Here is a 12,899-nt window from a genome sequence, read left to right on the forward strand (position 1 = left end):
CTTCCACGTTATCTCCACCTCACGTCGGGACGTGCGCCGTCAGCGCGCGCCCTGCCAGCCCACCTGCGAAGGACGGGGCGAGAGCGACTTTCGGAGCCCGCCCGCGGTCATCGTCGTCTCCACCCCTCGCAGCGGGTGCTCGTCATCCAATCCATCCAGCGCGCGCAGCGCGTTCTGCCGCGCCCGCTCCGCCTCTTCCCGTCGGTCCATGCGGCTGTAGAGCGCCACCAGCGTGGCATGTCCCAGCGCCAGCTGCGGCTCCAGGTACAGCGCCTTGCGCACCGCCTCCACCGCGGCGACCAGGTCCCCCCGCGCCTCGGCCACCATCGCCAGCAGCAGGTACGCCTCCGGCGACAGCGACCGCGCCGCCTCGCGGCCCAGCGCCTCCGCTTCGTCGTAGTGGCCCGCCTGCGCCGCCTCCAGCGCGCGCGTCAGCATGCCCGCTTCGTCGCCCAGGCGGGGGATGACGTGGGGAGCGGGCGTCGGCGTCGGACGACGGGCTTCGACCGGGGCCGGCGTCGTCGGCGACGGCGTCACCGGCTTGAGCGCCCAGGGGCCCGGCAGGGGCACCGGCGTGTGACGGCGCGGCTCCATCCGCAGCTGGCCGGGCACCGGCGTCTCCCGGCGGAGCGCGACGGCGGAGAGCGACGTCGACGAGTCCCGGCGCGGGGCCGGGGTCGCGGGCGTGAGCGAGGCCGAGGCCCAGGACGGCTCCGGGGGCACGCGCAGCACGGGCGTGCCGTCCGCGTCCAGCGTCTCCAGCCCCATCCCGTTGGTCAGCGGCACCTCCGCGGGCGACACGAAGAGCAGCCCGCCCGGCGCGAGCGCGGACACCAGCCGCGTCAGCACCGCGCGCACCAGCTCCGGCGTGAAGTAGATGAGCACGTTGCGGCAGAAGATGGCCTGGAAGCCCATGGAGGGCACCGCGTCCGTGGCCAGGTTGTGGCGACGGAAGTCCACCGTGCGGATCACCTCCGGCACGACGGAGTGCTGGGCGTCCTGCCCCGCCGGTCCCGGCTGCTGGGTGAGGAAGCGCCGCTCCAGGTCCGGTTCGATGCGGCGCAGCGACCACGGGCTGTACACGGCGGCCTTCGCGCGCAGCAGCGCCCGGCCGGACACATCCGTCGCCAGCACGCGGAAGCGCCCGGCGTCCCCCAGCCCCGCGGCCATCAGCGCCATCGCGATGCTGTAGGGCTCCTCGCCGCTCGCGCAGCCCGCGCTCCACACCTGGAAGGTGCCGCCCACGTGCATGCGAGCCCGCAGCGCCAGGGCGCGCAGGTGCTCCGGGTGACGGAAGAAGTACGTCTCGCCAATGACGGCGTGCTCGATGAACGCCTCCACCGCCACCGGATCCCGCATCAGCAGCTGGCGGAGGAACGTCACTTCCGACAGGCCGCGCGCCAACGCCGCGCGGGACAACGCAGGCTCCAACGAGCGACGCAGGCTGCTCGCGAGCGTCAGGCCGCAGGCGCCCTGGAGCACCTCCTCGACCTTCGCGAGCGTGACCTCGTCCAGGAGCCCTTCGCTCACAGGCCCTCCATCCCGGCCAGCACGGCGCTCGTGCGCAAGAGCGGGCGAAGGCCCTCGGGCGTGCGGCACAGCCCGGCCATCAGCCCGGTGCCGTCCCACGGCAACGCCTCTTCACCATTGGGCGTGCCGTCCAGCAGCACCGGCGTCTCCACCAGGTCCCGCACGCGATCCACGAGCAGCGCCACCGTGCGGCCCGCGTCCACCACCACCAGGTGCGAGTCGAGATCCGGCACGCGCTTCACGCCCAACAGCCGCGCCAGATCCACCACCACCGCCGGACTGCCGCGGTAGACGAACGTGCCCGGCACATGCGCGGGCGCGCCGGGCAGCGCATCCAGCGCCACCAGCCGCACCACCTCCTGGACATGCCGCGCGGGGATGAGCGCGGACGTGCCGCCTGCTTCCACGGTGAGGTAGAGGCCCGGCAGGCGGAGCTCGCCCTGCAGGGAGGCAAGCTCCTGACGCAGCAACACCTGCTCGGCTTCCAACGCGCTCAGCCGCTGCTGCACGGAGGCACGGCGCACCTGCGATTGAACGGGGGTTTTGGGGGTTTCGGCCATCAGGAGACTCCGCCCACCCCGAGGCAGGCAGGGATGAAAAAAGGTAAACCGGGAGGCCCTCCCAACGCAATGCGGGGCAGCCGGAAGTTCAGACCTCCCACCCGGCCCCGGGGGGCAGGGTCCCGGATGCCCCGACGTGGTGGATTACCGACCCCCTTGGGGTGCGCGCGACCGGGGAGTTGTGATTGGATGAACACCTGTCGCGTTTGACGGAGAAACCATGCTGCCTGCTTCAAGGGGACACGAATGATCAAGAGCGATTCCCCGAGTCCCGAGGCGCCGGGAACGGATCCGCTCATCGGCCGGACGTTGAACGGCCGCTTCAGCATTCTGGAGCCCCTGGGTGTGGGCGGCATGGGCAAGGTGTACAGGGCCCTTCAGGCACCGCTCGACCGCGTGGTCGCGCTCAAGGTGCTCAACCCCAACTTCCCGAGCAGCCGTGATCCGGGCTTCCAGAAGCGCTTCCTGCGGGAAGCGTCGCTGACCTCGAAGCTGCGGCACCCGAACACCGTCACCGTCATCGACTACGGGCAGACGGACGACGGCATCTACTACATCGCGATGGAGTACCTGGAGGGTCGCACGCTCGCGCAGGTGCTCGGCCAGGTGGGCCCGCTGCCGTGGGCGCGCGCGGTGTCGGTGGCGCAGCAGGTGTGCCGCTCGCTGCGCGAGGCGCACAGCCTGGGCATCATCCACCGCGACCTGAAGCCCGCGAACATCATGATCCTCAGCGAGTCGGATCAGGAGCTCGTGAAGGTCCTGGACTTCGGGCTCGTGAAGTCGGTGGCTCCGCAGGAGGGCCCCGTGAGTCCGGAGATCACCCAGAACGGCACGTTCCTGGGCTCGCCGCAGTACATGGCCCCGGAGCAGGCGCGCAACGTGGCGGACGCGCGCAGCGACGTGTACTCGCTGGGCATCATGTTGTTCCAGATGCTGATGGGCCGCCCGCCGTTCATCGCGCGCGATCACATCGAGCTCATCTTCGCCCACTACAAGGAGCCGCCTCCCACGTTCCAGGCCGTGCGCCCGGACCTCGCGGTGCCGCCGGAAATCGAGATGGTGGTCCGCAGGTGTCTGGAGAAGGACCCTGTCCGGCGCTACCAGACGATGGACGAGTTGCTGGAGGGCCTGCGCGAAGCGCACATGTCCGCGGGCGGCAGCAGCGGCGTGTTCCGCCGCATGGGTGGCACGAGCACCACGGGCCCCTACCCCTCTCCGCCGACGACGGGTCCCTACGCCTCGCCGCTGTTCTCCAACGTGGGCAACAACGACGCGTCGGACGGGCTGGAGATGGACATCAGCGTGGAGGTGCCGCGCGACGTGCAGCGCGCCCGGCAGCGCACGCTGCTGATGGGCGGCCTCGTCGGTGGCGTGGTGGTGGCCGGCGTCGTCGGCACGATGATGTTCTTCCTGCGCGGCAGCCCGGAGGAGAAGCCCGCGCAGGCCGCGGCGCAGGTGGCGGCCCCCGCTCCGAAGGCCGCGGTGGCGGAGGCCCCGCTGGCGCCCGGCGCGGGCAAGGTGCGCTTCCGGCTGATGAGCCAGCCGTCCGGCGCGCGCGTCTTCTACAAGGGCAAGGACCGGGGCACGACGCCCTTCGTCCTGGAGCTGCCGCTGGGCAGCGAGGGCAGCATCACCGCGGAGCTGTCGTTCGTGCTGGAGGGCTACCAGACGGAGACGGTCGTCACCGGCGGCTCCGGCGAGGTGGTGCTGTCGCAGAAGCTGACGAAGCGCCGGGGCGGCGCTGATAGGCCCGGCCGCGTGGAGCTGGCCAACGCCTCCACGCCCGAGGACTTCGAGAACCTGGCCCCCGTGACGCAGGGCGGGCTGGCCGCGCCGGTGATGATGCAGGCGAACAACACGTCCGCCGTGGCCGTCGCCGTCCCCGCCACGGTGAGCGACAAGTCCGCGGGCTCGCTGGGCGCGTCCGCCGCGACGACGCAGGTGAGCGCGGCGGGCAGCCTCGCGGTGCCGTCGCTGACCACGGGCGCGCTGGCGCCCATCCGCGCCGACGCCGTCATCCCCTTCAACGAGTCCATGGAGCGGCCGGTGATGCTGGAGGAGGGCCGCACCATCGCGTATTCGCGCGAGGCGCTCGCCACCAAGGCGGAGGGGCTCGTGGCGGTGCGCTGCACCATCACCACCAAGGGCCGCGTGGAGAACTGCCGCATCCTGAAGATGGTGCAGCACATGGACCGCGCGGTGCTCGACTCGCTCCAGTCCCGCGAATACAAGCCCATCCAGTACCAGGGCCGCCCGGTGAACGTGGACTACACGTTCACCATGCGCCTCGTCGCCCCGCGCCGCTGAAAAGCACGCCGGGCCGTACCTCCACCGCGTCACCCCGTCCTGGGGGCACCGCGTCCTACGGACCGGTGGAGGGCAAGAGCGGCGGTGAGGGTGGGACGGACGGGGCGGCGCCTCCCGGAGGCACGCCCCAGTCCACCACCGGCCAGCGCCGCCGCCGGGCCTCGCGTCGCAGGCGATGGTCGGGGTTCACCACCACGGGCCGCCCCACCACCTCCAGCACCGGCAGGTCCGAGTACGAATCCGTGTAGAAGGCGCACGCGGACAGCGGCACACCGGCCTCCTTCGCGGTGGCCTCCGCGTAGAGCCGCTTGCCCTCGCCAAAGCAGATGGGCCCCAGCGCGCGCCCGGTGTGGAGCCCCGCCGCGTCCACCTCGAAGCGGTTGCACAGCACGCCGTCCAGGCGCAGCTCGCGCGCCACCAGGTCGGACAGGTAGCCCGAGGACGACGTCAGCAGCACGAGCCGGTCGCCTGCCTCCCGGTGGGCCTCCAGGGCGAGCAGGCCGCCTGGCCGGTACTGGCCCCGCACCAGCTCCGTGTAGAAGTCGACGGAGCGCGCCTCCAGGTCCCGCGCGTCGGAGCCCGTGAGCAGCGCGGTGGCGCGCACGAGCACGTCCTGCATGGCCACGAACCCCAGGTGGTAGCGGGCGAGCAGCACGCTGGCGCGCAGGGCCTGCCAGCGGGAGATGTGCCCCAGCGCCAGCTCACGACGCACCCACAGCGACGCGGAGTTGGCGGCGAGCAGCGTCCGGTCCAGGTCGAAGAAGGCGACGGCCACGCTCACAGTCTAACCGCGCGGCCCGTCCGGGGCAGCCTCGAGCCCACCGGACGCCAGCCCCTCTGCCCGCCCGCTCCGACGGCGCCGCACCAGCCCCGCCGCCCACAGCAGCACGGCGGCCACGGCCGGTCCTCCGGCGGTGGCCGCGCAGCCGGTGCCCTTCCCTTCCGCCACCAGCTTGAGGCCCGGATCCGCCGGGATGCGGCACTGGGTGGGGGGCAGGCCGCGAGGATAGGCCGAGCAGAACCCGGCGGCGGAGCCCGCATCGATGACGCGCTTGGACGTCTCGCCCTGCGACGCGGTGGCCTCCATGGTGGAGCCTGCCGCGAAGACGTGGTCCAGCCCGACGACGTGCCCCAGCTCGTGCGTCATCGTGTTCTGCACGTCCGTGGCGACGCAGTTCGTGGCGGGTGCGCCCTCGCACGGCGGACCGTTGACGGTGGTGAAGAGGAACGTGGGGCCGGAGTCGGTCTCCGCCGCGTTGAGCTCGATGTCCGAGTCCACCACGTGCCCGTCCTTGAAGCTGAACGACGACGTGGTGAGCCCGATGGTGGCGCCCCCGTGCGACCAGCACTGGTACACGTTGCCGCACGTCTCCTCTTCCCAGCACGCGTCGTCGGCCGGCGCGACGTCCTGGCAGTCGCGCTCGCGGAAGGTGATGACGTTGTAGTTGTCGAAGGGGTGCTCCTCGTCGTAGCCCACGTCCACCCGCTGTCGCCAGTCCTCGCCCCGGATGAAGCGGAAGTCGCTGCACGTCGCGGACAGCGCGCGCCACGCATCGAAGGCGGCCTCGATGGCGGTGAACTCCGTGTCCCCGGGCGTGCGCGTGCTGCCCGCCGCGTCCAGGTGGTAGACGTAGTCACGCCCCGGCCACACGAGACACAGCGGCCGGCCCGGCACGAGCGTGCGCTTGTAGTCCTGCTGCGCGCCCGCCGCTGCCGCGCCCAGGAGCACCGCCAGCAGCAGCAGGCGACGACTCACCGTCCACCCCTGCGACGGCGGCGCGCGAACAGCGAGGCGGCCGCCAGGAGCGGCAGCACGGCCAGGCCTCCCGACGCCGCGGCGCAGCCGTCTCCGTCGCCGTCCCCATCCCCGTCGCCATCTCCGTCACCATTGCCGGTGTCCGGCAGCGGGATGCAGGGCTTGCTCGCGCTGCCCTTGGGATACGCGGCGCAGACGAAGTCCTTGGAGCCGGGGTCGATGGAGCGCTTCTCCGTCTCTCCAGGAGGGGCGCTGGGGTTCATCGTGGAGCCGGTGGCCAGCGTGTGGTCCAGGCCCACGAAGTGGCCCACCTCGTGCGTGGCCGTGTTCTGCACGTCCGTCTCCACGCAGTCCGGCGTGGCCACGATGCCGCACGGCCCACCGTTGCCGGTGGTGAAGTTGAACTGCGCGGCGTTGAAGGAGATGTCGGAGTCGTACACGACGCCCGTGCGCTCGTCGTAGGTGGTGAGCGTGATGGCGATGGTGCCGTTGCTGTCATCCCAGCAGTCGTAGGTGTTCGCGCAGGTGTCCAGGGTGTTGCACGCGTCGCCGGGGTCCACCACCTCCCGACAGCTGCGCGAGCGGAAGAGCATGAGGTTGATGTTCGTGCCGGTGCGCTCGTAGCCCACCTTCCGGCTGCTCACCCGCGGCCCCTCTTCCAGCGTCAGGTTGCCGCAGCTGGCGAAGAGGGTCTGCCAGCTCTGGAACGAGTCGGAGATGGCCTTGAACTCCGTGTGGTTCGTCATCCGCTGGTTGCCCACGGTGCTCTGCTGCCAGACGACGCGCGACTGCGTCCAGTACAGGCACTGCGTGGACTCATCCCCCGGCGACACCCGGCTGCGCACGTACGGCGCGGAGCTCTGTCCCAGCGCCATCGCCAGCACCACCCACGACGCGAGCGCGCCCATCACTTCGTCCCCTTCGTCGCGGGCGCGCCCTGCTGCGCCTGGAGCGCCGCGCGGATGGCCGTCTTCAGCTGCTCGAGCGTCACCGGCTTCGCGGACGACACGCTCTCCTGATGCGTCTTCGGATCAATGAGCACCGCGTCCCCGGTGGGCGCCGGCACCGCCATCGCGCTGGCACCGGAGGCCGAGCGCTGCACCTGGTACTTGCCCTGCGCCATGCCCGCGAGCCGGAACGCCGCCGCGCCCTTCTTCTCCAGGAAGACGACGACCTCCTCGCCCTCGGAGAACGACGCCAGGCCGCTCACCACCTGCCCGATGTCACCCACCCGACCGCCCGGCTGGGTGACGAGCACCGTGCCGCCGGGCTGCCCCTTGAGCGATTCGGTGACCTGAATCTCCACGTCGGTGACGATGCGCAGCTTGTCCCCGCTCCACCGGCTCTGCACGCGCCGGACGACGCCCTGCACCACCGCGTCGGAAGCCTGCGCCATCTGGGGAAGGTCCGCGCGCAGCATCGTCGTGGCCCCCACGGGAAGCCCCCCGAGCAGGGCGGCCAGCACCAACGTGCGAACTGACTGTCGAATCGACATGGAAAGTCTCCTTGGCAGCGCAGCCTATCCTCAGCCCTCGCGGAGCGCACCGGACAAGAGGGGCGGCTTGCGTTGACCCTCACGCATCCCTCCTGCTATCGCGCGCCTGTCCATGGCCCCGTCCAAACCCCGCGTCCGCTTCGCTCCGTCTCCTACTGGATACCTCCACATCGGAGGTGCCCGCACCGCGCTGTTCAACTACCTCTACGCGCGGCGCTACGGCGGCACCTTCATCCTGCGCATCGAAGACACGGATCAGGAGCGCTCCACCCCGGAGTCGGTCAAGGCCATCCTGGACGGACTGAACTGGCTGGGCCTGGACTGGGACGAGGGCCCCGGCAAGGAGGGCGCCCACGGCCCCTACTTCCAGACCCAGCGGCTGGACACCTACCGCGCCCACGCCGACCAGCTCATCTCCGAGGGCAAGGCCTTTCGCTGCTACTGCACCCGCGAGGAGATCGCCGTGCGTCGCGAGGTGGCGGAGAAGGAGAACCGCGCCTACCGCTACGAAGGCACCTGCTACGAGCTGAAGGCCCCGCCCGCCGGCAAGAAGCTGGAGGACGCGGTCATCCGCTTCCGCATGCCCACGGGGGAAGGCGAGGTGTCGTACGACGACAAGGTCCTGGGCGTCATCACCAAGCCGTACTCGGACCTGGATGACTGGGTCATGATGCGCGCGGACGGCATCCCGCTCTACAACTACGGCTGCGTCATCGACGACCACCTGATGGAGATCACCCTGGTGGCGCGCGGCCAGGAGCACATCAACTCCACCTTCCCGCAGCTGATGCTCTACAAGGCGCTGGGGTGGACGCCGCCGGACTTCGCGCACCTGCCGCTCATCCTCGGGCCGGACCGCGAGAAGCTCTCCAAGCGCAAGCACCCGGAAGCGGACGTGATGCTCCACGCGCGCACCGGCATCATGCCGGAGGCGCTGCTCAACTTCGTCGTCCGCCTGGGCTGGGGCCACGGCAACGACGAGGTCATCAGCCGCGAGCAGATGGTGGAGTGGTTCGACTTCGACGGCGTGGGCAGCACCTCCGGCGTGTGGAACCCGGAGAAGCTCCAGTGGCTCAACCAGCAGTGGTTCAAGCTGCTGCCCCCCGCGCTCGTCGCCGAGCGGCTGACGCCCTTCCTGGAGGCCCGCGGCTTCCAGGCCCGGGGCGACGCGCGCCTGGAGCCGCTGGTGGTCGCGCTGCGTGAGCGCTCGCGCACGCTGGACGAGATGGCGAACACCGCGTCCATCTACTTCCGCACCGGCGTCACCCTGGATGAGAAGGCCGCGGCCAAGCACCTGGGCGCCGACTCGCTGGGGCTCCTGCGCCAGGCCCGCGAGCGGCTGGCCGCGCTGCCCGCCTGGACGGTGGAGCCGCTGGACGGCGTGGTGAAGGCGGTGAGCGAGGCGGCCAGCGTGGGCATGGGCAAGGTGGCCCAGCCCCTGCGCGTCGCCATCACCGGCAACACGACGAGCCCCGGCATCGGGGAGACGCTGCTGCTCGTGGGGCGCGAGGAAGCCCTGCGGCGCATCGACGCGGCGCTCGCGCGCGGCGGGTGAGATTGACGGTGGACGCGGACCACGCCGGGCCCTATCTTGGCCGGCGATGACGCGACCGCTTGACAGCCTCCGACCGCATTTCTATAAGGCGCGCCCGCTCGGGGCCGTGCTGCTGGCCCTCTGGGCAACGGCGTCGGGCGCCGAGTTGGTGAGCGGCGCCCAACTCCCGGATGGCGCCCAGAAGGTGGGCGAGAACCGGTACCGGGCATCGCGCGATTTCGAGGCGACGCTCGACTACTACAAGACCGTCTATCCGTCCTCGAGCTACCCGAGGCGGTCGATCGTCAACCAGCCGGGCGTCAAGGCGGTGCACATCTCCAACCCGTCGGGGAAGAACTTCGAAGGGTTGAACATTTACGAGGCGAACGAAGAGGTTCGCATCTACGTCGTCCCGGCGCAGGGGACGACGAAACCGGCGAAGAAGGACACGAAGCCGGTCAGGAAAACGAAGTAGTTGAAGTCGAGCAGAGAAGTGGGTAGTAGAAGCGCCCGAAGTCGCAGGTCCCGCAGCTCTTGGGGAATCGTCTAACGGCAGGACAGCAGACTCTGACTCTGCTTATCTAGGTTCGAATCCTAGTTCCCCAGCTGAAGTTCCTGGTTGACGTCAGCAACCAGAAAGTGTAGGAAGCGTCGGCCTCAAAGGCGCGGTTGTAGGAAAGCCGGCCCTGTCGTCTAGTGGTTAGGACGGAGCCCTCTCACGGCTCAAACTCGGGTTCGAATCCCGGCAGGGTCACTGAGACGCCCATCTTCTGAAAAGAAGGTGGGCGTTTCGCTTTTGCGGGCTTGGGAGTGCTCGGGGCGCGCGGCTTGCGCGCCCCGCCCGCTCAGGCCGCCGTGATGCTCTGGCGGAAGGCGTCGAGCGCGGCCGTGAGCCGCTCCTGGGCCCGCTGGATGCCCCGGCGCATCAGCAGCATGCGCACCTTCTCCGGCAGGACGCGGGCGGCGTTGGCCTGCCCGTAGCCCACCAGGTCCATGCGCAGGGTGATGGCCTCCAGGAGGTCGCTCAGGTCGGCGTCCGCGCCGGCCAGGAGCACCACGTCGGGAGAGCGGCCCTGGAGGCGCTCGGCCAGCGTGCGCCACTGCGGATCCCCGGTCTCCACCACCACCACGTCCGCGCTTTCCAGCTGGGGCGAGTACGGCGGCAGGTCCACCACCTCGAAGCGCGCGTCCTGCAGCACCTTCACGGCCTCGCTGCTGCCCACCACCGCCACGTGGCCGTGCTGGCCCAGGCGCACGGCCTCCTCGTAGTTGCGCAGCTCTGTCTCCAGCGCCACGTGCGCGGGCTCCGGCGCGTCGCGGCCCGCGTCCAGCAGCGCCGCGGCCTGACGGGCGACTTCGCGGGCGCCGTTGCGCGTGCGCACGCGCTCCGTGCGGCGCTCCAGCGCGCCGCGCACCTTGGCGCGCAGCACGCGCAGGTCGTCGAAGGGCTTGAGGATGTAGTCGCTGGCGCCGGCGGCGAAGGCGGCGATGACGGACTCGGAGCTGGCGTAGGCGGTGATCATCACCGCCTCCAGCGCGGGCTGCATCCGGCGCGCTTCGGCGATGAGCTCCACGCCGCCCATGCCGGGCAGGTTCTTGTCCGTCACCAGCACGTCGAAGCGCTGGTCCTTCAAGAGCACGAGCGCTTCTTCCGCGCTGCCCACGGGGGACACGACGAGGTCCGCTTCACGCCTCAGGAGGCGCACGCAGATGTCGAGCACCACCGGCTCGTCATCCACCAGCAGCACCTTCGAGGCGAGCGTCCCCCGCCCTTCCCCATCACCTTCGCCGGTCTCGAACGGGAGATCCATGAATTGGGAGGATCGCACAGCTCACGTCCAACTTCGAGGGTGGGAAACGGGCGGTCCGCCTATGCTCGCGCAGTGAGCTTCGAAGACGCGCTCCGGGAGAACCGGGTGCCGCCGCTGCTGGGCGACGTGCGGCTGTTCTACGACGGGGGACGGCTGGTGGGTGAGTCCCTGCCGCCGCCCTGGACGCTGAGGATGCTGCCAACGCTCTGCCTGGGCCTCGCCGGGGTGAGCACGGTGGTGGGCCTGGTGTTCCTCGTGCTGGACGCCTCCCGGACGCCGGGCGCCGCGGCCCTGCTGCTCTTCCTCGCGGGGGCCCTGGTGGCGGGCGCGCTGCTCTTGGAGTCGCGGCTGAAGCGCCGCCGCTTCGTCCTGCACTTCAAGACGGAGTCGCTGCGGCTGGAGACGCTCGCGTGGGCGCCGGGGGCCGCGCGCACGGAGACGCTGCCCTTCGACGACGTGCGCGCGGTGCACATCGTCCAGCCGTCGGGAGGCGGCTACTCGCTGGTGGTGGAGTACGGCCCGGAAGAAGCGCCACGACGCGCACTGCTGGTGCGGGACGTGCGGCCCGCGGAGGGGGAGACCCTCCACCGGGTGTGGCGCCTGCTGCACAACGCCTTCGGGCTCAAGGGGGCGGGGCTCGCCGGAAGATGAGCTCGATCTCCGTGCCCTCGCCCGGCGTGGACGACAGGCGGAGCTGACCTCCGAACTGCGTCACCAGCTCCTTGCAGATGGACAGGCCCAGCCCGGTGCCAATGCCCACGGGCTTGGTGGTGAAGAGCGGCTGGAACACGCGCTCCTGCAACGCGAGCGGGATGCCGCACCCGTTGTCCACCACGGACAGCACCACCTCCGACTCGCGCGCCGCCCACTTCACGTCGATGCGGCCCGGCCGGCCCGTGCCCTCCATCGCCTGCGCCGCGTTGACGATGAGGTTGAGCAGCACCTGGCACAGCTTCACCGGCCCGAAGACGATGCGCACGGGGTCGCCGTTGCTCGACAGCCGCGCCCGGTCCCGCACCTCCGCGCGCGCCAGCTTCACGGCGAAGGACACCACTTCGGCCACGTCCGCGGTGGCCTCCATGTCCTCTCCACGCGCCTGGGCGCGCAGGCCCAACGCCACCTCGCGCAGGTGGCCCGCGCCCTCGGAGAGGTCCTTGATGAGCGCCGGCAGGTCCTCGATGGTGGAGGACACCTCCGCGTCCGGATCCGTCGCCAGGTGGCGCGACACGTACTGCACCACGCAGTGCATGTCGCGCTGGAGCGAGGACACGTTCTGCGTGAGGTAGCCCACCGGCCCCATCAGCTCGTGCGCGATGCCCGCGGTGACCTGCCCCAGCGTGGCCAGACGCTCGGACTTCATCATCCGGCCTTCCACCTCGCGGATGCGCAGCTCCAACCGGGCAATCTTGAGCGCGTCCTCCAGCGCCGCGAGCAGCTCCGCGCGGTCCCACGGCTTGACGAAGTAGCGTGTCACCTGGCCGCGGTTGACGGCGTCGATGACGGCCTGCATGTCCGCGTACGCCGTGACGAGCATGCGCTTGGCGTCCGGCGCGATGGTGCGGGCGCGCTCCAGCAACTCCACGCCCGTCATCCCCGGCATGCGCTGGTCCGACAGCACCACGCCAATCTCCCCGCGTCGCTGCTCCAGCAGCGCCAGGGCCTCGTTGGGGGACGAGCACCGGAAGATGCGAAACCGCTGCCCGAAGTTGGCGTCGAACACCCTCAGGTTGAGGGCGTCGTCGTCCACGTACAGCACGGCGGGCAGGTCCGAGGCGTTCATGGAGCTCCTCCAGACCATGGCTTCCTCATCCGGAAGACAGGCTGGTCGCGCCGAAGATAACGCGCACCTCCGCCCGCGCGCCTGGGGGTACGTTGTACCCAGGGCCGGAGGTGGGCATCGAGGGGC

12 protein-coding genes and 2 tRNA genes are annotated in these 12,899 nt (G+C 70.8%); 6 read left to right on the plus strand and 8 right to left on the minus strand.

The features are described from left to right. Positions 1-39 precede the first annotated feature (39 nt). Together D7V97_RS04710 and D7V97_RS04715 are read right to left on the minus strand one after the other, a co-directional pair. Positions 40-1,530, minus strand: a complete 1,491-nt coding sequence (locus D7V97_RS04710) for a protein-glutamate O-methyltransferase CheR (RefSeq protein WP_120609384.1) — start codon at positions 1,528-1,530, stop codon at positions 40-42. Beyond that, on the minus strand, positions 1,527-2,090 hold the full coding sequence (locus D7V97_RS04715) for a chemotaxis protein CheW (RefSeq protein ID WP_120609385.1): 564 nt from the start codon (positions 2,088-2,090) through the stop codon (positions 1,527-1,529). The genes D7V97_RS04710 and D7V97_RS04715 overlap by 4 nt, the downstream gene beginning before the upstream one ends. 246 nt (positions 2,091-2,336) lie before the next feature. On the opposite strand from D7V97_RS04715, the gene D7V97_RS04720 reads away from it, so the two are divergent. Beyond that, positions 2,337-4,397, plus strand: coding sequence for a TonB family protein (locus tag D7V97_RS04720; protein ID WP_120609386.1), 2,061 nt, complete (start codon positions 2,337-2,339; stop codon positions 4,395-4,397). 55 nt (positions 4,398-4,452) lie between these two features. Here D7V97_RS04720 and D7V97_RS04725 read toward each other — a convergent pair whose 3' ends face one another. From D7V97_RS04725 to D7V97_RS04740, 4 genes are read right to left on the minus strand one after another with little or no spacing between them, the layout of a single operon-like run. Next, positions 4,453-5,172 carry an HAD family phosphatase gene (locus tag D7V97_RS04725; RefSeq protein WP_120609414.1) on the minus strand — a complete coding sequence of 240 codons (720 nt, stop codon included), beginning with the start codon at positions 5,170-5,172 and terminating at the stop codon, positions 4,453-4,455. Between the two features lie 9 nt (positions 5,173-5,181). Next, a complete protein-coding gene (locus D7V97_RS04730; protein ID WP_120609387.1) occupies positions 5,182-6,153 on the minus strand; it encodes a myxosortase-dependent metalloprotease, MXAN_2677/MXAN_2678 family in 972 nt (323 codons plus the stop codon). Further along, positions 6,150-7,061: a myxosortase-dependent metalloprotease, MXAN_2677/MXAN_2678 family gene (locus tag D7V97_RS04735; protein WP_120609388.1), complete on the minus strand. Its 912-nt coding sequence runs from the start codon at positions 7,059-7,061 to the stop codon at positions 6,150-6,152. The genes D7V97_RS04730 and D7V97_RS04735 overlap by 4 nt, the downstream gene beginning before the upstream one ends. Further along, positions 7,061-7,648, minus strand: a complete 588-nt coding sequence (locus D7V97_RS04740; protein WP_120609389.1) for a hypothetical protein — start codon at positions 7,646-7,648, stop codon at positions 7,061-7,063. The genes D7V97_RS04735 and D7V97_RS04740 overlap by 1 nt, the downstream gene beginning before the upstream one ends. Positions 7,649-7,760: 112 nt before the next feature. On the opposite strand from D7V97_RS04740, the gene gltX reads away from it, so the two are divergent. The 4 genes from gltX (at position 7,761) to D7V97_RS04760 (ending at position 9,936) form a co-directional block, all read left to right on the plus strand. Continuing rightward, positions 7,761-9,203, plus strand: coding sequence for a glutamate--tRNA ligase (gene gltX / locus D7V97_RS04745; RefSeq protein ID WP_120609390.1), 1,443 nt, complete (start codon positions 7,761-7,763; stop codon positions 9,201-9,203). Between the two features lie 46 nt (positions 9,204-9,249). After that, positions 9,250-9,657 carry a hypothetical protein gene (locus D7V97_RS04750; RefSeq protein ID WP_120609391.1) on the plus strand — a complete coding sequence of 136 codons (408 nt, stop codon included), beginning with the start codon at positions 9,250-9,252 and terminating at the stop codon, positions 9,655-9,657. A 60-nt stretch (positions 9,658-9,717) separates the two neighbouring features. Continuing rightward, positions 9,718-9,788, plus strand: a tRNA-Gln gene (locus D7V97_RS04755). Between the two features lie 76 nt (positions 9,789-9,864). Then, positions 9,865-9,936, plus strand: a tRNA-Glu gene (locus D7V97_RS04760). Between the two features lie 91 nt (positions 9,937-10,027). On the opposite strand, the gene D7V97_RS04765 is transcribed toward D7V97_RS04760, so the two are convergent. After that, positions 10,028-10,993 carry a response regulator gene (locus tag D7V97_RS04765; protein ID WP_199728705.1) on the minus strand — a complete coding sequence of 322 codons (966 nt, stop codon included), beginning with the start codon at positions 10,991-10,993 and terminating at the stop codon, positions 10,028-10,030. 72 nt (positions 10,994-11,065) lie between these two features. Between D7V97_RS04765 and D7V97_RS04770 the strand changes: the two genes are divergently transcribed. Further along, a complete protein-coding gene (locus D7V97_RS04770) occupies positions 11,066-11,644 on the plus strand; it encodes a hypothetical protein (RefSeq protein ID WP_199728706.1) in 579 nt (192 codons plus the stop codon). Here D7V97_RS04770 and D7V97_RS04775 read toward each other — a convergent pair. Next, positions 11,616-12,773, minus strand: coding sequence for a sensor histidine kinase (locus D7V97_RS04775; RefSeq protein WP_120609394.1), 1,158 nt, complete (start codon positions 12,771-12,773; stop codon positions 11,616-11,618). The genes D7V97_RS04770 and D7V97_RS04775 overlap by 29 nt on opposite strands. Positions 12,774-12,899: the final 126 nt, after the last annotated feature.

It is taken from the genome of Corallococcus sp. CA053C, assembly GCF_003611675.1.
In the GTDB taxonomy this organism is placed as follows: domain Bacteria; phylum Myxococcota; class Myxococcia; order Myxococcales; family Myxococcaceae; genus Corallococcus.